This window comes from Marinactinospora rubrisoli (assembly GCF_042664915.1).
GTDB lineage: Bacteria > Actinomycetota > Actinomycetes > Streptosporangiales > Streptosporangiaceae > Marinitenerispora > Marinitenerispora rubrisoli.
In genome coordinates this window covers 509,391-527,757 of record NZ_JBHTBH010000002.1, presented here as the reverse complement: position 1 = coordinate 527,757, position 18,367 = coordinate 509,391, and the positions used below count along the sequence as shown (strand labels likewise).

Below are 18,367 nucleotides of genomic sequence, written 5' to 3'. Positions count from 1 at the left end.
CCGTGATCAACGGTGCTGAGAAGTGGTCTAGGCTGACCAGTGACTCCGCGTTGGCGCCGCGGGCGGCCGGGTCCCCGACCCGGGGCCGTTCCGTGCCGCCGCGTGCGGGTCGAACCGTAGGACGCTCCGAGCGTCGCCCGAGGTCGCAGGTCGGCGACCCTCGTATGGCGGGAATGCGGACGGTTTACCCCGTTCTTATCCAAGCCGTGCGATAACGGTTGACGCAGCCGGGGGAAAACGCCGCTGCCGGTGTGTTGGGGGATGCGCCGGCAGCGGCCACACCGGCCGGCCCGGAAGTGAAGGACACCAGTGCGCGTACTCGTTGTCGAAGACGAACAGGTCCTCGCCGACGCCGTCGCGGTCGGGCTCCGCCGGGAAGCCATGGCGGTCGACGTCGTCTACGACGGCGACAGCGCCCTGGAGCGCACCAGCGTCAACGAGTACGACGTCATCGTCCTGGACCGCGACCTCCCCGGGACCCACGGCGACGACGTCGCGCGGTCGCTGGTCGAGGAGAGCTACACCGGCCGCATCCTCATGCTCACCGCCGCGGGCGAACTCAGCGACCGGGTCGAGGGCCTCACTCTCGGCGCCGACGACTACCTGGCCAAGCCGTTCGCCTTCGCCGAACTCATCGCCCGCGTCCGCGCGCTGGGCCGCCGCGCGGCGCCGCCGCTGCCGCCGGTGCTGCGCCGCAGCGGCATCACCCTCGACCCCGCCAACCACACCGTGCGGCGGGACGAGCGCGACGTCAGCCTGACCCCGAAGGAGTTCGCCGTCCTGGAGGTGCTCATGCGCGCCAACGGCACCGTGGTCAGTGCCGAGGGGCTGCTGGAGAAGGCGTGGGACGAGAACGCCGACCCCTTCACCAACGTCGTGCGGGTCACGGTCATGACGCTGCGCAAGAAGCTCGGCGAGCCGCCGGTCATCCACACCGTCCCCGGCGCGGGGTACCGGATTTGACGTCCACCGGCGGACACGGTGAGTCTGCGCCCGGGCCCGGCCGGCCCGGCGGGCCCACCGTGCGCGACGGCGGCGCCCACACCCACCCGCCCGTCTCACCCGGCGAGGTGCCCCCGACCCCGCCCGGCGACACCGGAACCTGGCGGCGGCTGAACACCCCGGCCACCGCTCCGGTGGCCTCCCGCAGGCCGGGCGGCCCGCACCATGAGGTCCGGCTCACCGACAACATCAGCCTGCGGATGCGGCTCACGCTCATCTACGGGATGCTGTTCTTCGCGGCCGGCTCGCTGCTCGTGCTGCTCAACTACGTCATCGTCGCCAGCGTGCTGGACAGCCTGGAGTTCACCGTGGCGCCGGGGGCCTACACGCTCGACCCCGCCATCGTGGAGGAAGCCAAGAGCAGCTTCATCGAGAGCGTCCTCGGCCAGGTCACCCGGTTCTCGATCATGGCGCTGGTCATCGTCGGCCTCCTCGCCGTCGTACTGGGGTACGCGGTCGCCGGGCGCGCGCTGTCACCGCTGCACAAGATCACCCGGACCGCGCGGCGGCTCTCCGAACGGTCGCTGCACGAGCGCATCGCACTGTCCGGCCCCGACGACGAGATCCGGGAGCTGGCCGACACCTTCGACGACATGCTGGAGCGGCTGGACCGCGCCTTCGACGGCCAGCGCCGCTTCGTCGCCAACGCCTCGCACGAGCTGCGCACCCCGCTCGCCATCAACCGCACGCTCCTGGAGGTCGCGCTGGCCGACCCCGAGGCGTCGGCCGACCTGCGCACCATCGGCCGCACCCTGCTGGAGACCAACTCCCGGCACGAACGGCTCATCGACGGCCTGCTCTTCCTGGCCAAGAGCGACCGCGAACTCGACGTGCGCACCCTGGTCGACCTGGGGGAGGTCTCCAGCACCGTCCTGAGCCAGCTCTCCCAGGACATCGAGGACTCCGGGCTGCACGTCCGCTCCGACCTGCTCAGCGCCCCGGTCGTCGGCGACCCGGTGCTGCTGGAACGGCTGGTGGGCAACCTGGTCGAGAACGCGCTGCGGTACAACGTCTCCGGCGGCGAGATCACCGTCCGCTCCGGTACCTACGACGAGATGCCCGCCGTGCAGGTCGAGAACTCCGGCCCGGTCATCCCGGCCTACGAGATCGAGGGGCTGTTCGAGCCGTTCCGGCGCGGCTCCGGCGACCGCACCGGCTCCCGCAAGAGCGCGGGGCTCGGGCTGAGCATCGTGCGCTCGGTCGTGCGGGCGCACGGCGGCAGCGTGCTGGCCTGGCCGCGTGCCGGAGGCGGGCTCGTCGTCACCGTGCAGTTCCCCGTGGCGCACCGGCGTGCCGACGGAGACGGCACCGCGGTCTCCGCCGCCCGCTGACCCCGCTGATCCGCGGACCGCGGGACCGGCTGCGCCGTGGCCACCGTCCGTGATATTCATACGTGTCCGATGACACGGCCACCCGAGGTCCGGAGTGGTCCGCAGGGTAGGTATGCTCACCCGGGCGTGACGACGGCGGGAATTTTTCCGGCCGTTAACGTGTCTGTTCTTGCCCTGGCATCCGGCGCGAGTACCCGCGCTCCGACGGGCGTCAGGAAAGACGATGAAACAGGTCAGAACCTTCGGGCGTTGGGTAGCACATGGGAGTGGATCGAGTCGCGGTGGCGACGCGACGCGTCGGCCGGATTCGGCCACCCGCCGCTGCCATTCGGTGCGACCGAACCCGGGAGGGGTCACCGTCCACGCGCGCCACAAGATTTTCTGCCTGATCGGGCACAAGTTGCGTCTCTGGAGCGTTACAACCCGCGCGACGAGGCACAGAACGAGGGGGATGGAGTAAGACAGATGGCCACCGACTACGACAGCCCGCGGAAGACCGACGAGGACCTGAACGAGGACAGCCTTCAGGAGCTGCAGGCACGTCGGGTGGACAAGGGCACCAGCACCATCGACGTCGACCCTGATGAGGTCGCCGAAGGGATGGAGCTGCCGGGTGCGGACCTGTCCGGCGAGGAGCTCGCCGTCCGGGTGCTGCCCCGCCAGGCCGACGAGTTCACCTGCTCCCGCTGCTTCCTGGTGCACCACCGGAGCCAGCTCGCGGAGGAGCGCAACGGGCAGCTCGTGTGCAAGGAGTGCGCCGCCTGAGCCAGGCCGCTTCCCTCCCGCTGCCTCGACGGTCGAAGAACAGTGGCTTGTGATGCGTCTCCCGGGTGGGAGGCGCATCACTCTTTTCCGGCCGGTCCCGGGCGGCCGCGGGGCGGGAACGTCCGCCACGATCGTCTACGTTGAGCCCAGGGAGGCCGCCACGGGCAGGCGGCGGACGGGATGGGACGGACATGAGCAGGAGCGCGCACGACGACGGGAACAGCGAGACCGGGCCCGGTGACGGGCGGGACCGCGCGGAGCGGCCCGAACCTGGCGCGGAGCGGACCGGGCGCACTGGCGCCACGCCGCGGGCACCCAGGACCGGGCGGCCGTCCGGGGCCGCACTCGTGCCGGCCGAGCCGGGCGGCGACGAGGTCGGTGACCTCGTCGCACGGCTGATGTCGGACGAGGGAACCGACAAGCGGCGGCGGGTCCGGCTGCTGGGCCGGCTCTCCCGCGCCATCGCCGCCCGCGCCCGCGCGGCCGGCGCCAGGAGCGTCGCCGGTGGGCGGTGGCTCACCGACCTCTTCGCGAACGAGATCGCCCCCCGAATCCCGGTGCGGGACCGCGAGACCCTGATCCGGCACCACAAGGGGCTGACCGGCGAGGACCTGGCCGACGTCCTGGAGCGCAACGCCGTCAACACCACGACCGCCGTGGGCGCCGCCGGCGGCGCGCTGGCCGCCGTCGAGTTCACCGCCCCGCCGCTGCTGCTCACCGCCCCCGCGCAGATCGTCGCGGAGACGCTCGTGGTCGCCGCGGTCGAGGTCAAGCTCATCGGCGAACTTCACGAGGTCTACGGAACCCCCGCGGCGGGCAACACCCTCCAGCGCACGTCCGGCTACCTGGTGGCCTGGGCGAAGAAGCGCGGCATCGACCCGCTCCAGGCGGAGAAGTCCATCACCGCGGCCCTGGGCACGGCCGCCCGCACCGCGTTGCGCAACCGCCTGATGCGGCTGCTCGGCCGGCACCTCACCACGCTCGGCCCCTACCTGACCGGCGCGGTCGCCGGCGGGACGCTCAACCGCGCGGGCACTCGCGCCCTCGCCGCCGCCGTCCGCGACGACCTGCGGGCCGCCGCGCTGCCGGAGGCGCGCAACGTCCGGCGCATCGACTCCGTCCGCCCCGCCTCCGGCCGCGTCCTCCCGCGCGGGAAGGACCACTGACGGCCCGGTGTCCCGCCGGTGCCGTCGCCGCCCGCTACACGGCGCCGGCCGCCGCGCTGACCGCCAGCTCGGCGTCCGAGCGGTTCCGGCGCGGCGCGAGCCGCTTGTGGGCGGCGCGCACCGCCAGCACCCGGGCGACCTCCATGCCCACACCGGTCACCACGGCCCAGCCCAGCGCCTCGCCCAGGCTGATGTCCGGCGACTCCGGGTCGCTCGGCGGCTCCTTGCCGACCGCCCGCGTCCAGGCGAAGGTGATCACCTTGCGCGCCGCGTAACCGGCCGCCAGGGCGGCCACACCGCCGACGATCCGGGCGGCCAGCTCACCGTCCTTGTCTGCCATGTGCATCGATCGCTTCCGTTGTCGTGGTCCGTGCCGCTGCGGCACGTGCCGAAATACTGCCATGCCGCGCATCGGCGGCGCAGTGGGCCCACCGCGCGGTCGCGCCCGCTCCCGTGGGAGGGGGAGAGCCCGGCCGGTTTCCGAGCCGCCCCGCCGCCGGGACCCCTGGGGAAACCGGGAGCGATCACGGCCGGGACACCCATACCATTGGCTTCATGACCAACCGCTCTCGTTCCTTCCGCGTGCCCGACCGCCCCTCGCTCGACGGTATCGAGGAGAAGTGGGTAGACGTCTGGGACGAGTCCGGCGTGTACCACTTCGACCGTTCCCGTGGCCGCGACGAGGTGTTCTCCATCGACACCCCGCCGCCCACGGTCTCCGGTTCGCTGCACATCGGCCACGTGTTCTCCTACACCCACACCGACGCCGTCGCGCGGTTCCAGCGCATGCGCGGCAAGGCGGTGTTCTACCCCATGGGCTGGGACGACAACGGCCTGCCCACCGAGCGCCGGGTGCAGAACTACTACGGCGTCCGCTGCGACCCGTCGGTGCCGTATGATCCGGACTTCGCTCCGCCGGCCAAGCCCGACCCCAAGCGCCAGGTGCCCATCTCGCGCCGGAACTTCATCGAGCTGTGCGACCGGCTCACGGCCGAGGACGAGAAGGTCTTCGAGAGCATTTGGCGGCGGCTCGGCCTGAGCGTCGACTGGCGCTACACCTACGCCACCATCGACGCCAACGCCCGCACCGCCGCCCAGCGCGCCTTCCTGCGCAACCTCGCCCGCGGTGAGGCCTACATGTCCGAGGCCCCCACGCTGTGGGACGTCACCTTCCGCACCGCCGTCGCCCAGGCCGAGCTGGAGGACCGCGAGCGGCCCGGCGCCTACCACCGGCTCGCCTTCCACCGGCCCGACGGCGACCCGGTGTACATCGAGACCACGCGGCCCGAACTGCTGGCCGCCTGCGTCGCGCTGGTCGCCCACCCCGACGACGAGCGTTACCAGGACCTGTTCGGCGGAACGGTGCGCACCCCCGTCTTCGGGGTCGAGGTCCCGGTCCGCGCGCACCGGCTGGCCGACCCCGAGAAGGGGTCCGGCATCGCCATGATCTGCACCTTCGGCGACACCACCGACGTCACCTGGTGGCGCGAGCTGCAGCTGGAGACCCGCCCGATCATCGGCTGGGACGGTCGCGTCGTCGCCGAGCCGCCGGCGGGGCTGGAGACCGAGGCCGCCCGGCTCGCCTACGGCCGGCTGGCCGGGGCCACCGTGCACACCGCGCGCGAGCGCATGGTCGAGATGCTCCGCGAGTCCGGCGACCTCGTCGGGGAGCCGCGGCCCATCACGCACCCGGTGAAGTTCTACGAGAAGGGCGACAAGCCCCTGGAGATCGTCACCACCCGCCAGTGGTACATCCGCAACGGCGGGCGCGAGGCCGCGCTGCGCGACCGGCTGGTCGAGCGGGGCCGGGAACTCACCTGGTACCCGGCCTTCATGCGGGCCCGCTACGAGAACTGGGTCGAGGGTCTCAACGGCGACTGGCTCGTCAGCCGTCAGCGCTTCTTCGGGGTGCCGTTCCCGGTCTGGTATCCGCTGGACGCCGACGGCAACCCGCGCTACGACTCGCCCATCGTGGCCGAGGAGTCGGCGCTGCCCGTCGACCCCAGCTCCGACGTCCCCCCCGGCTACACCGAGGACCAGCGCGGCCGGGCCGGCGGGTTCATGGGCGACCCCGACGTCATGGACACCTGGGCCACGTCCTCGCTGTCGCCGCAGATCGCCGGCGGCTGGGAGCGCGACGACGACCTGTTCCAGCGGGTGTTCCCGATGGACCTGCGCCCGCAGGCGCACGACATCATCCGCACCTGGCTGTTCGCCACGGTCGTCCGGTCGAACTTCGAGCACGACTCCGTGCCGTGGCGGCGCACCGCCCTGTCGGGATGGATCCTGGACCCCGACCGCAAGAAGATGTCGAAGTCCAAGGGCAACGTCGTCACGCCCATCGACCTGCTGGAGAAGTACAGCTCCGACGCCGTGCGCTACTGGGCCGCCAACGGCCGGCCCGGCACCGACACCGCGTTCGACGAAGGCCAGATGAAGATCGGCCGGCGCCTGGCCATCAAGATCCTCAACGCCAGCAAGTTCGCGCTGTCGGTCGCCGGCGAGGACGCCGCAGCGGACCCGGCGGCGGTCACCGAACCGCTGGACCGCGCCATGCTCGCCGCGCTCGCGGAGGTCGTCGAGGACGCCACGGCCGCGTTCGAGGGGTACGACTACACCCGTGCCCTGGAGCGCACCGAGCGCTTCTTCTGGGACCTGTGCGACGACTACCTGGAGCTCGTCAAGGTCCGCGCCTACGACAGCGAGTCGCCGGCCGGGGCGTCGGCGCGCAGCGCGCTGCTCATCGCGCTGTCCGTGCTGCACCGGCTGTTCGCGCCGTTCCTGCCGTTCGTGGCCGACGAGGTGTGGTCCTGGTGGCAGGAGGGCTCCGTGCACGCCGCCCGGTGGCCCGAGGCGGCCGAGTTCCGGACGGCGGCGCAGGGCGGCGACCCCGCCGTGCTCGCCGCCACGGCCGAGGTGCTCCGGGCCATCCGCAAGGCCAAGTCCGAGGCCAAGCTCTCCATGCGCGCCGACGTGGACCGCGTCGTGGTCAGCGGCAAGAACGCCGGGCACGCCCGTCAGTCGCGCTCGGACATCGCCGCGGCCGGCCGCGCCGGAGTGCTGGAGTTCGCGGTGACCGACGAGGCCGACCTGCGGGTGGAGGTCACGCTGCCCGAGACCGCCGAGTGACGCCGTGGGCGCTCCGCCCGCCGGGTCTCCCCAGGGGAGCGGCGAGCGGGGCGCCCGCCCGGCCGCGCGCGATAGGCTCGCACAATGTGAGAAGCCAACCCCGTGACACCGGCCCGGTGACCGTGCGGATCCGCCGCATCGATCCCGACCTGCCGCTGCCCGGCTACGCCCACCCCGGCGACGCGGGCGCCGACCTGGTCTCCGCCGAGGACGTCGAACTGGCCCCCGGCGAGCGCGCCACGGTGCGCACCGGCGTCGCCATCGCCCTTCCCGACGGCTACGCCGCCTTCGTGCACCCTCGCTCCGGCCTGGCCGCGCGACACGGCCTGACCTTGGTGAACGCGCCGGGGACCGTCGACGCGGGGTACCGTGGCGAGATCAGGGTGACCCTGCTCAACACCGATCCACGCACCCCGGTGCGGGTGACCAGAGGCGACCGGATCGCGCAGCTGGTCGTCCAGCGAGTCGAGCGGGTCACGTTCCACGAGGTGGATACCCTGCCGGAGTCCGCACGCGGCGCGAACGGATTCGGGTCGACCGGCGGCCACGCAGATGCGGCGCCCACCGTGGCCGCCGACGGAGCGACGAGCCGCTGAGCGTCCGGAGCCGTCGGCCGTGATCGCCGGAGGCTCGTGGTGCCGGCGGTGGAGGGGAGCGAGGTGGCGAGTGCGACCGGAAGCGCCCACGCGGGCGGCCGGCGGCGCCGGCAGATCGAAGAGCAACACGTCCCGGGCGGTCCGGGATGGACGAGTCGGGAGAGGTGCAGGCGTGTTCGGACGCCGACACAAGAAGCGCGACAGTAACGGCGCGGCGAACGGCGCTGCGGGCGACCTGGCCGGGGTCGTCGAGCGCCCCGGGACCGTCGCGGAGCCGAACAAGCCCGAGGACCGGTTCCGCGCCCAGGGTCCGTGGGACGCCTCGGAGGACGCGCCGGAGACGCAGCGGGTCGACCTCGGCGGACTGCTCGTGCCGGTGGGCCCGGACATCGAGGTTCAGGTCAACGTGGCCAAGCCGCACAACCGGGTCATCGGCGTCACGGTCGTCAACGGCAAGACCGCCCTGCAGATCCAGCCGTTCGCCGCGCCCAAGACCAGCGGCCTGTGGGACGAGGTCCGCGCGGAGATCTCCGCCGAGATCACCCAGTCCGGCGGCAAGGTCGAGGACTTCGAGGGCACCTTCGGTCCCGAGCTGCGGGCCATCATTCCGGTGCCGGGCAAGAAGACCGAACAGGGGCACCAGCTGGGGCAGCCCGCCCGCTTCATCGGGGTCGACGGTCCCCGGTGGTTCCTGCGCGGCGTGATCCGTGGCGAGGGCGCCACGCAGCCGGCGGTCGCGGCCCGGATCGAGGAGATCTTCCAGAACATCGTGGTGGTCCGCGGCGAGATGCCCATTCCGCCGCGCGAACTGCTGGAGCTCAAACTCCCGCCCCAGGCGCGGCCCACCGCCACACCCGCCGCGCGACGGGAGCAGCCGCCGGCACCGGCCGCCACCGGCGAGCCGGGCGCGGACGATCCCGCGGCGGCCGACTAGCCGCACCCCCGGCGGACCGTCGGCACCCGGCCTTCCGGAGAGCCGGACACCTGAACCCGGTACGCACCATGCCCGTCTCAGCGGGGCGGGTGCGCCCGTCAGGACTGCGGAGCCTGGCGGGCGCGCTCCTGGTGGCGGCGGGCCTTCAGGCGATTACCGCAGGTTTTCATCGAGCACCAGCGTGCGGTGTTGGCGCGGCTGCGGTCGAGGAGGAAGAGGCGGCACTCGTCGTTGCCGCAGGGGCGCAGCCGACCGGGTCTGCGCGCCTGGACGTCGTACCAGGCGAGCACCAGCTCCACCGCGAGCACGCGCTCGGGGGGCGCCTGGAGTCGCCACCGCAGACCCGACGCGCCGATCTCGGGGAGCCGGTGGACGCCGGTGAGCAGCCGCCGCAGCTCCGCCTCGGGCACGGGGCCGCGTGTGGCGCGCTGGAGCAGGTCCCTCGCCGTGCGCAGCCAGTCGATCGCCGGCGCGTCCCCAGAGCCGCCGTGCTCCTGTGCCCACCGCCGCAGCGCGGCGGCGTCGGCCCACAGATCCCGCGGCCGGCCGTCCACCATTGGGGTGCTGTTCAGCGCTTCGAGTAGCGCCCGTTCGTCGATCATGCCCGGCCACCTCCCCGGCTAACCCTCTTGTTCGACTTGACAGGTTATCCCACATCGGGTCGACTGGGGGCCGGAATAACCATCAAAAGTGATTGAGAGGGTTAGTCATGGTCGAGGTTCGCCACCGCTACGCCACCGTGCTGGGACACCGCATCTTCTACCGGGAGGCCGGCCCCCGCGACGCGCCCGCTCTGGTGCTCCTGCACGGATTCCCCACCGGCTCGCGCATGTTCCGGCGGCTGATCCCGGAGCTCGCCGACCGGTTCCGCGTCATCGCACCCGACCACCTCGGCTTCGGCCACTCCGACACCCCGCCCGCCGAAACGTTCCCGTACACCTTCGACGCACTCACCGACATCACCGAGGCGCTCCTGGCCGGACTCGGTGTCACCCGCTACGCCATGTACGTACAGGACTACGGCGCGCCCATCGGATGGCGGCTCGCGCTGCGGAACCCGGAGGCGATCACCGCGATGATCACCCAGAACGGCAACGCCTACGAGGACGGCTTCGTCCCTGAGTTCTGGGCGCCCGTGTGGGCCTACGCCGACGACCCGGGACCCGGGACGGAACCGGCGGTCCGCGCCGCCCTCGACCTCGACGCCGTCCGCTGGCAGTACCTCCACGGGGTGGACCGTCCCGAACTGGTCGACCCCGACACCTGGACGGCCGACCACCGTGACATCAGCCGGCCGGGCAACGACCTCGTACAGCTCGCCCTCTTCCGTGACTACGCCACCAATCCGCCCCTGTACCCGCGGGTGCACGCGTACTTCCGGGAGAGCCGCGTCCCCCTCCTGGCCGTATGGGGGGCCGGGGACCTCATCTTCGGCCCTGACGGCGCGCGCGCCTTCGCGCGGGACCTGCCGGACGCCGAGATCCACCTGGTGCCCGGCGGCGGCCACTTCCTGCTGGAGAGCCACCTGGACACCGTGGCCGGCTACATCCGGGACTTTCTGACCCGTACGTTGCCGGTCGCCCGGGTGTGACGTTCCGCCGGGCAGGCAAGGTCCCGTCAACGGACCACCCCACCATGATTTCCCATCGACGACGTTCGGCGACGGACCCTAGTCGCCGGGCGTGGCCGGACCGGGATCCCGCGGGTCGGTGACGGTGCCGAGGAACAGGATCGCCGAGCGGCGGCGCAGCACGAACGTGAACGGGCGGTCCACGGTGAAGTCCACCGGCCGTTTGGGGACGAACGACGCCAGGCGCATCACCACCGCGGTCGCGGCGGCGCCCTCCGCGCCCTTCTCGTCCGTCCGCAGGCGGGCCTGGTGGATGACCGCGTCCACGCGCAGCGGCGCGGAGGAGATACCGGACAGGTCGGCGTCGTCGGAGAAGAGCGTGCGCACACCGGCCGAGCCGAGCGGGCGGGACAGCTCGGTGTGCCAGGTGAGTTCGAAGCGCGGCAGCGTCAGATCCACCTCGACCGGCTTCGCCGCCCGGTAGAGCCGGCGCAGCACCGTGGGGGTGAGCGTGCCGCCGTCCCGCCCCCGCCCGCCCGGGAGCAGCACGTCCAGCGCGAGGTCGTGGTCGCCGGCCAGCGTCACCATGCGCCACCCCCCGGCATCGGCGTAGGGCATGCTGCCGGTGCGGTGCATCATCGGCACCGGACGCTCGCCGTCAGGGGTGTGGAACGGTCCCGGAGCGGTGCGCGCCGGGTCGAACGGGGTGGTCCAGCGCAGGTGGACCCACAGCGCGTTCACCAGCAGCGCCCGGGTGCGCTCGGTGACGTCGCCCGGTTGCAGCAGACCGGTGATCATCCCCCGGGTCAGCTTGGCGACCTCGGCGTTGACCTCGGACCGGACGCCGTCGGGACGGCCGGCGAAGTCGGCCGGGTACACCCCCGAGTTCGCCCGGGACCGCAGCTCGGCCTCGAACGCGTCCACCACGGGCAGGTCGCGCCGCACCCACAGGCCGGTGAGCGTGGCCAGCTCCGGGCCGTCGGCGACGGCGTCGTCCAGCGCGGCGAGGTGGCCCGGCAGATCGGCCCCCAGCAGGCCCGTGAGCTCACCGCGCGTGCCGCCGCGCGCTCCGGTGGCGACCAGCCCGAGCGCGGTCGCCACCGAGTAGGGCGACCAGACCAGCCCCGGACCGCCCGCGGCGGCGGTGCCGGCCAGCTCCCCGTGCAGCCGCAACGCGAAGTCGAGATGGTCGGGACGCGGGGCGACGGTCATCGGCGCTCTCCTCCGGCTCGCCTGAAGTCCTTCTCGCGAGTCAGCCTACGCACCGCCGCGTCCCGCGGCCATCTCGTCCGTGGGCGGCGTCAGCGGTTGCCCAGCACCTCGATCCGTGCCCGGGCCGCGGCGGCCGGGTCGTCGAAGACCACGCGCACGTGCCGGCCCACGGCGGTGACGTCGTGCTCTGCCGAGCCGTCGCGCCGGGTCAGCCGCCCCTCGGCCAGCGGCGTCCAGGCGCGGCCGTCCGTGGACGTGGCGATCCGGTAACCGCCGTGGTTGGATCCGCTGAGAACGACTCCGGTGATCTCGCGGCGCGCGCCGAGGTCGATCCGCCAGCCGGGCGTGCCGCGCAGCCGGTCCCGCTCGCGGCCGGCCGCGTGGTCCACCGGTTGCTCGCCCGCGGTGTAGCGGGTGAAGTTGTACTGCTGTTTGAGCTGCGGCAGCGGCGTGCCGGTGACATGGGAGTCGAGGTCGCAGCCGCCGTTGGCGTACACGTGGGCGGTCTCGCCCATGACGAAATCGACGACCTCGGGCCGGTCGTCGCCGCACAGGTCCGCGTGCGCGAGCCGGCCGTCCACGTCGAAGCGGGTGACCACGTTCCCCTCGCCGTCGAAGATGGACGGCGGCTCTCCGCAGCCCCGGTTCCACGCCATGATCAGGTCGGAGTGCCGGCCGTCCCAGTTGTGGATCCGGTCGGGGATCGACCCCCAGCAGCCGCGGGTCTGCCGGTCCTCGCGGAACAGCATCTCCCCCTGGGCGTCGATGAGGAACAGCCCGTCCACACCGTTCTCGCCGCGGTCGATCCGGTCCAGGCCGAGGGTCTCCAGCCCGGGCAGGTCGGGCCGGAAGTCGCCGAGGATGACGTTCTGAGACTCCACCGTGTCGTCGTTGCGCCACACCTCCCGGCCGTCCGGGTCGTGGGCGACCGTCTCGGCGCCGCCCAGAACGATGTTGGTGCCGCCGTCGCCGTCGACGTCCCCGAACCACATCGTGTCGGCGTGGTCGGCCATGTCGGCGCTCCAGCGCACCGAGCCGTCCGGGCCGAGCAGGTCGTACCCCGCCATCAGCTCGTGCCGGCCGTCGCCGTCGAGATCGTAGGGCCAGGGGTAGTGCCCGGTGTTGCCGTGGTGCGTCCACAGTTGTTCGCCGTGTTCGTCCAGGGCCCAGATCCGCTCGTAACGGTCCTTGAGCAGGATGTCGCGCGGCTCGCCCAGGCCGCGCAGGTCGGCGAAGGCGATGGCGTCGTGCGCCTCGGGGTCCGGGAGCGCGAAGTCCCGCACGAACTCGCCGGTGCGGCCGTCGAACACCGTGAACCGGTCGTTCATGACGGCGACCACCTCGTTGCGGCCGTCGCCGTCGACGTCGTGGATCTGGGCGGGGATGTCGGTGCCGTTGGTCGTGACGCGGGGGTCCGGCTCGCCGATCTGCCAGAGCAGGTCGCCGCTGAGGTCGTAGGCGGTCAGTGCCTGGACCTGGCGGCCGATGTAGCGGTCGTCGGCGGAGTAGGTGGGCTGCATCATGACGAGGTCGCGGCGGCCGTCGCCGCTGACGTCGCCGAGGAGCAGCCGCGCGCCGCCGCCGGCCGCGCTGATGTCGATGCGCGCGACCTCCTCGGGGACGATGGCGGCGGTGCCGGCGGAGGCCGGGGCCGGAGCGGCCAGACCGGCGGCCAGCAGCAGTGCGAGGGCGCCGCCACCGGAACGCGATACGGCGCGGGCGGCGGGGGAAGCGGGGGAGCGGTCGGACACGCGAATCCTCCAGCTGGGATAGCGCTTTCCGGAATGCGGGAGAAGGGAAGATGCTCGCGGATGGCCGGAAGTGATCGCGAACAGCGGCAATGGCCGCGACATCCGCTCGACTTCGGGCGGGATCGGCGAACGATTTTGGTCGGTGTCGTTGACGCGGCGTTCACCGGAGCTTAATCTGAGCCTCCAAAGTGAGCAAGCGCTTTCCTTAAATCGATTTACCAGTGGAGGTGGAGTCGTGCGATCGACGCGTTTCCTGGGACGCCGCTGGACGGCTCCCACCGTCCTGCTGCTCGCGACCGCCCTGGTCGCCACCGGATGCGGTGGGGGAGGGGAGGACGGCCCGGTCGAACTGCGCTACTCGTGGTGGGGCAACGCCGACCGCGCCGAGCTCATGCGGGAGGCCATCGACCTGTTCGAGGCCGAACACCCCGACATCACGATCACCCCCACCTTCTCCGAGTACAACGCCTACTGGGAGAAGCTGTCCACCGAGGCCGCCGGCGGCGGGATGGCCGACGTCGCCCAGATGGACATCTCCTACCTCCGGGAGTACGCCGACCGCGGACTGCTCCTCGACCTCTCCGAACTGGAAGGGAACGGCCTCGACACCGGCGACCTCGTCGACGGTTTCGAGCAGGCCGGCGTCATCGACGACGCCCGCTACGCCGTCCCGGTCGCCGCCAACACCTTCGCGCTGTTCTACGTTCCCGAGCTGTTCGAGGCCGCCGGCGCGCCCGCCCCCGAGCCCGGCTGGTCCTGGGACGACTACCACGAGGCGATCGCCGCCGTCACCGAGCACACCGGAGGCGAACCCTACGGCGGCGCGGACTACACCGGCCTCATCTGGGCCCTGGAGCTCCAGCTCCGCCAGGAGGGCGGCGAACTGTTCACCGAGGACGGCCGGCTCGCCTTCGACGAACCCCGGCTCGCCGAGTTCTGGAACGAGACGGCCGGCTTCCGCGAGGACGAGATCGTCGTGCCGGCCGCGCAGTACGTGCAGGCGCAGCCCGTATCGCCGCTCGGCGCGAACATCGGCGCCTCGGAGTTCAACTGGGACAACTTCCTCGCACGCTACGAGGGGGAGGCCGACGCCGAGGTCGCGCTGGCCCCCGTGCCGACCAGCGACCCCGAACGCAGCGGCCAGTACCTTCGGCCCTCGATGATGCTGGCCGCCTCCAGCCAGACCGAACACCCCGAGCAGGCGGCCGAGCTCATCGACTTCCTCATCAACTCCCCCGAGGTCGGCGAGCTCTTCGGCGGGAACCGCGGCATCCCCGCGACCAACGTCCAGCGCGAGTCCGCCCGGCTCGACGGGGTCGACCGGGCCATCGCCGACTACGAGGAGGAGCGCGCCGCCGATCTGCGGGAACTCCCCCCGGTGCCCCCCGCCGGCATGGGCTCCCTGGAGGCCGAGTTCATCCGGCTGTCCGAGGAGGTCGGCTACGGCCGGCTGACACCGCAGGACGCCGCCGGAGAGTTCTTCGCCTTCGCCGACCGCACGCTGAGCTCCTGACCGGCGCCCGCGCCCGGCGAGGAGGGAGAACCGATGGCCGCCACACCGGCCCGGCAACGGGCCGCCGCGAGCGGCGCCGCGGGGCCGCCGCCGCGCCGCCCGCCGTCCCGCCTGGAGACGGGCGCCGGTTACCTGTTCCTGTCCCCGTGGATGCTCGGCTTCCTCGGGTTGACGCTGGGGCCGATGCTGGCCTCGCTCTACCTGTCCTTCACCGACTACAACCTCTTCACCCCGCCCGAGTGGGTGGGCCTGGCCAACTACACCGACCTGTTCGGCGATGAGCAGTGGCTGCGCTCGGTCCGCGTCACCCTCACCTACGTCCTGGTGTCGGTGCCGCTCAAGCTGCTGGTGGCGCTCGCCGTCGCGCTGCTGCTGGCCGCCCCGCGCCGGGGACAGGGGCTGTACCGGTCGGCCTTCTACGCACCCTCGCTGCTCGGCGCCAGCGTCACCGTGGCGCTGGTCTGGCGGGCGCTGTTCTCCGATGACGCCGTGGTGGACCGGCTGCTCGCCTCGGTCGGCGTGCACACCGGCGGCTGGGTCGGCGACCCCGACTACGCGCTGGCGCTGCTGATCCTGCTCGCGGTCTGGCAGTTCGGCGCCCCGATGGTGATCTTCCTGGCCGGCCTCAAGCAGGTGCCCGCCGAACTGTACGAGGCCGCCGAGATGGACGGGGCCGGGCGCACCCGGCGCTTCCTGGCGATCACCCTGCCCATGATCTCGCCGGTGCTCTTCTTCAACCTGCTGCTGGAGACCGTCAACGCCTTCCAGGTCTTCACGTCGTCCTTCGTCGTCAGCCAGGGCACCGGCGGCCCGGCCGGGGCCACGCTCTTCTACACGCTGTACCTGTACCAGCAGGGCTTCACCCAGATGCGCATGGGCTACGCGTCGGCCATGGCCTGGATGCTCATCCTCGGCGCCGGCCTCGTGGTGGTCCTGCTGTTCCGGCTCTCACGCGCCTGGGTGCACTACGCGGGAGACGATGACCGATGAGCGCCTACCGCAATCCGGCCGCCCGCGGGGGCCTGGTGCGCCCGCTGCTGTGGCATGCGACGGCGCTCGCGCTGCTGGCCCTCATCCTGTACCCGCTCGCGTGGGTGCTGGGGGCGTCGTTCAAGCCCTCGCAGGAGATCGTCGGCAGTACCGAACTGTTCGCGTTCCCGCCGGTGCTGGACAATTTCCAGCGTGCCGCGGAGGGGATCGCCGGGATCTCCACCTGGCGGTTCCTCGGCAACTCGGTGCTGCTGGCCGGTGGGTCGGTCGTCGGCACCGTGGCGTCCTCGGCGCTGGCCGCCTACGCCTTCGCGCGGCTGCGGTTCCGGGGCCGCGGCCTGCTGTTCGCACTGATGATCGGCACGCTGCTGCTGCCCTTCCACGTGGTGATCATCCCGCAGTACATCATCTTCCAGAATCTCGGCCTGGTGGACACCTACGCCCCGCTGCTGGTGGGCCGGTTCCTCGCCACCGAGGCGTTCTTCGTCTTCCTGATGGTCCAGTTCATGCGCCAGCTGCCCCGCGAGCTCGACCAGGCCGCCCGCATCGACGGGTGCGGCTACTGGGGCATCTTCTGGCACGTCATCGTGCCGCTGTCCCGGCCCGCCTTCACCACCGCGGCCATCTTCAGCTTCATCTGGACGTGGAACGACCTCCTGGCGCCGCTGATCTACCTCAACTCGCCGGAGAAGTTCCCGGTGCCCCTGGCGCTTCAGCTGTTCATCGACCAGACCGGCACCTCCGACTACGGCGCGATGATCGCGATGTCGGTGATCGCGCTGCTCCCGGTCGTGCTGTTCTTCCTCGCCTTCCAGCGCCTGCTGGTCGAGGGTGTGGCCACCAGCGGACTCAAGGGGTGAGGCCGGTGACCCCCTCCACCGCCCGGCCGCGCCGCCGCAGCGCCGGGCGCCGCGCCGGAGGGCCGGCGCTCTTCGGCGAGTGCCTGCTGGCCGGACTGCTCACCGTGCTGCTCGCGCTTCCGCTGGTCACCCTCGCCGCGGCCTGCGCCACCGGCTGCCACCTCGTTCGCACCACCGCCGAGCGCGAGGGCTCCACGCGCGTCGCCGACCTGCTCGCCGTGTTCCGCCGGGCCTGGCCCGGGTCGGCGGTGCCGTCGGCCGCCGCACTCGCCCTGGCCGGGGTGCTGGCCCTAGACGTGGCCATCGTGCGCGCCGGACTGCCCGGCGGCACGGCCGTCCTGGCCGGATGCGCGGTGGCCGCGGGCGCGGCCGGCGTCGTGGGGCTGCGCGCTGCGGCGGCGTGGCGGCCGGGGATCGCCTGGCGGCGGGTGCTCGGCCACGCCGCCCTCGCCGCGGCCGGCTTCCGGCGCGGCTCGCTGCTGCTCGCCGCGGCCCTGGCCACCGCCGCGGCCGGAACGTGGGCGCTGCCGCCGCTCCTGGTCCCCCTGACCGGCTGTCTGCAACTCGCCGCGGTGGCCGTGCAGCCGCGCCCGCCGCTCTGAGACGGTCCGTCCGGATCTGCGGTACCGGGGCGCCGGAAACCGGGGAAACTCAGGCCCGGCCCTCGGCCGTTCGGATGGCTCCGGCATGCGCGGTCACCTAGGCTGGAGCCGGACCAGGCCGAAAGACCGCACGCGGCGCGGCACCGGCATCACCGTAACGGGAGCAGCATGACCGACCAGAATCGGACCGCCCGCACCGGGAGCGCCCCGGAGCCCGCCGACCCCGCCGGCGGTGACCCGGACACGGCGCGCCCGGTCTCGGAACAGACGGTCGAGGCGGTCATCCGCGGCCAGCTGGCCAAGGCGCTCGGCGGAAAGCGCGGCATGGTCGAGGCCGCGGTGCCGACCATCACCTTCACCGCCACCTACCTGCTCACCACCGAGGTGCGCATGGCGCTGTGGCTCGGAGTCGGCGCGGCGGTGCTGCTGGCGATCGTCCGGCTGGTGCAGCGCTCCTCGGTGCAGTTCGTGCTCAACAGCCTGTTCGGCATCGGCATCGCGGCCGTCTTCGCGCTGCGCAGCGGGCAGGCCGAGGACGCCTTCCTGCCCGGCATCATCTACAACGCCGGTTACGCCATGGTGCTCATCCTCACCATCCTGGTGCGCTGGCCGGCCATCGGCCTGCTCATCGGCGCCGTGACCGGAGCCGTCACCGGCGACATGACGTCGTGGCGGAAGAACCCGGCGGTGGTCCGGCTGAGTACCTGGCTCACCTGGCTGCTGGTGCTGCCGTGCGTGCTGCGCGTGGCCGTGCAGTACCCGCTGTGGCTGTTCGGCGGGTCCGACGCCGTCGGCTGGCTCGGCCTCGCCAAGATCGCCATGGGCTGGCCGCTGCAGGTGGCGGCGCTGGCCGCGATGGTGTGGCTGCTCTCGCGCGACCGCACCCCGATCGAGACGCCCGGCGAGCCGGAGGAGGGCGAGCCCGGGCAGCGCTGACCCGCGCCGC

The 18,367-nt window shown here is 72.5% G+C and carries 17 protein-coding genes; 13 read left to right on the top strand and 4 right to left on the bottom strand.

What is annotated here, in order from left to right; genetic code table 11:
- Positions 1 to 309 precede the first annotated feature (309 nt).
- The 4 genes from ACFQRF_RS06435 (at position 310) to ACFQRF_RS06420 (ending at position 4,264) form a co-directional block, all read left to right on the top strand.
- On the top strand, positions 310 to 963 hold the full coding sequence (locus tag ACFQRF_RS06435; protein WP_379869635.1) for a response regulator transcription factor: 654 nt from the start codon (positions 310 to 312) through the stop codon (positions 961 to 963).
- Positions 964 to 1,070: 107 nt separating this feature from the next.
- Positions 1,071 to 2,333 (top strand): sensor histidine kinase, encoded by a 1,263-nt coding sequence (locus tag ACFQRF_RS06430; RefSeq protein ID WP_379869633.1) that lies wholly within the window; start codon positions 1,071 to 1,073, stop codon positions 2,331 to 2,333.
- A 465-nt stretch (positions 2,334 to 2,798) separates the two neighbouring features.
- Positions 2,799 to 3,098 (top strand): DUF4193 domain-containing protein, encoded by a 300-nt coding sequence (locus tag ACFQRF_RS06425; RefSeq protein ID WP_078762498.1) that lies wholly within the window; start codon positions 2,799 to 2,801, stop codon positions 3,096 to 3,098.
- A gap of 191 nt (positions 3,099 to 3,289) precedes the next feature.
- Positions 3,290 to 4,264 carry a hypothetical protein gene (locus ACFQRF_RS06420; RefSeq protein ID WP_379869631.1) on the top strand — a complete coding sequence of 325 codons (975 nt, stop codon included), beginning with the start codon at positions 3,290 to 3,292 and terminating at the stop codon, positions 4,262 to 4,264.
- Between the two features lie 34 nt (positions 4,265 to 4,298).
- Here the strand turns inward: ACFQRF_RS06420 and ACFQRF_RS06415 are convergent, their stop codons facing one another.
- Complete coding sequence (locus ACFQRF_RS06415; RefSeq protein WP_379869782.1) at positions 4,299 to 4,604, bottom strand: DUF4235 domain-containing protein; 306 nt, start codon at positions 4,602 to 4,604, stop codon at positions 4,299 to 4,301.
- A gap of 215 nt (positions 4,605 to 4,819) precedes the next feature.
- On the opposite strand from ACFQRF_RS06415, the gene valS reads away from it, so the two are divergent.
- The 3 genes from valS to ACFQRF_RS06400 all read left to right on the top strand — a co-directional run bounded on the left by valS (position 4,820) and on the right by ACFQRF_RS06400 (position 8,923).
- Complete coding sequence (gene valS, locus ACFQRF_RS06410; protein WP_379869630.1) at positions 4,820 to 7,393, top strand: valine--tRNA ligase; 2,574 nt, start codon at positions 4,820 to 4,822, stop codon at positions 7,391 to 7,393.
- Positions 7,394 to 7,479: 86 nt separating this feature from the next.
- Positions 7,480 to 7,989, top strand: coding sequence for a dUTP diphosphatase (gene dut / locus ACFQRF_RS06405; RefSeq protein WP_379869628.1), 510 nt, complete (start codon positions 7,480 to 7,482; stop codon positions 7,987 to 7,989).
- A gap of 172 nt (positions 7,990 to 8,161) precedes the next feature.
- A complete protein-coding gene (locus tag ACFQRF_RS06400; protein ID WP_379869626.1) occupies positions 8,162 to 8,923 on the top strand; it encodes a DUF3710 domain-containing protein in 762 nt (253 codons plus the stop codon).
- A 98-nt stretch (positions 8,924 to 9,021) separates the two neighbouring features.
- On the opposite strand, the gene ACFQRF_RS06395 is transcribed toward ACFQRF_RS06400, so the two are convergent.
- The gene (locus ACFQRF_RS06395; protein ID WP_379869625.1) at positions 9,022 to 9,525 is read right to left on the bottom strand and encodes a CGNR zinc finger domain-containing protein; all 504 of its coding nucleotides are present in this window, start codon (positions 9,523 to 9,525) and stop codon (positions 9,022 to 9,024) included.
- Between the two features lie 107 nt (positions 9,526 to 9,632).
- Between ACFQRF_RS06395 and ACFQRF_RS06390 the strand changes: the two genes are divergently transcribed.
- A complete protein-coding gene (locus ACFQRF_RS06390; protein ID WP_379869623.1) occupies positions 9,633 to 10,514 on the top strand; it encodes an alpha/beta fold hydrolase in 882 nt (293 codons plus the stop codon).
- A 78-nt stretch (positions 10,515 to 10,592) separates the two neighbouring features.
- On the opposite strand, the gene ACFQRF_RS06385 is transcribed toward ACFQRF_RS06390, so the two are convergent.
- Both ACFQRF_RS06385 and ACFQRF_RS06380 read right to left on the bottom strand, forming a co-directional pair.
- Positions 10,593 to 11,705: a serpin family protein gene (locus ACFQRF_RS06385; RefSeq protein WP_379869621.1), complete on the bottom strand. Its 1,113-nt coding sequence runs from the start codon at positions 11,703 to 11,705 to the stop codon at positions 10,593 to 10,595.
- Positions 11,706 to 11,794: 89 nt separating this feature from the next.
- Complete coding sequence (locus tag ACFQRF_RS06380; RefSeq protein ID WP_379869619.1) at positions 11,795 to 13,456, bottom strand: discoidin domain-containing protein; 1,662 nt, start codon at positions 13,454 to 13,456, stop codon at positions 11,795 to 11,797.
- Positions 13,457 to 13,691: 235 nt separating this feature from the next.
- On the opposite strand from ACFQRF_RS06380, the gene ACFQRF_RS06375 reads away from it, so the two are divergent.
- The 5 genes from ACFQRF_RS06375 (at position 13,692) to ACFQRF_RS06355 (ending at position 18,357) form a co-directional block, all read left to right on the top strand.
- Positions 13,692 to 14,969: an ABC transporter substrate-binding protein gene (locus ACFQRF_RS06375; RefSeq protein ID WP_379869617.1), complete on the top strand. Its 1,278-nt coding sequence runs from the start codon at positions 13,692 to 13,694 to the stop codon at positions 14,967 to 14,969.
- A gap of 33 nt (positions 14,970 to 15,002) precedes the next feature.
- On the top strand, positions 15,003 to 15,959 hold the full coding sequence (locus ACFQRF_RS06370) for a carbohydrate ABC transporter permease (RefSeq protein ID WP_379869615.1): 957 nt from the start codon (positions 15,003 to 15,005) through the stop codon (positions 15,957 to 15,959).
- A complete protein-coding gene (locus ACFQRF_RS06365; RefSeq protein ID WP_379869613.1) occupies positions 15,956 to 16,819 on the top strand; it encodes a carbohydrate ABC transporter permease in 864 nt (287 codons plus the stop codon). Before ACFQRF_RS06370 ends, ACFQRF_RS06365 begins: the two co-directional genes overlap by 4 nt.
- Before the next feature lie 5 nt (positions 16,820 to 16,824).
- Positions 16,825 to 17,421 carry a hypothetical protein gene (locus tag ACFQRF_RS06360; protein WP_379869611.1) on the top strand — a complete coding sequence of 199 codons (597 nt, stop codon included), beginning with the start codon at positions 16,825 to 16,827 and terminating at the stop codon, positions 17,419 to 17,421.
- Between the two features lie 168 nt (positions 17,422 to 17,589).
- A complete protein-coding gene (locus ACFQRF_RS06355; protein ID WP_379869610.1) occupies positions 17,590 to 18,357 on the top strand; it encodes a DUF3159 domain-containing protein in 768 nt (255 codons plus the stop codon).
- Positions 18,358 to 18,367 lie beyond the last annotated feature (10 nt).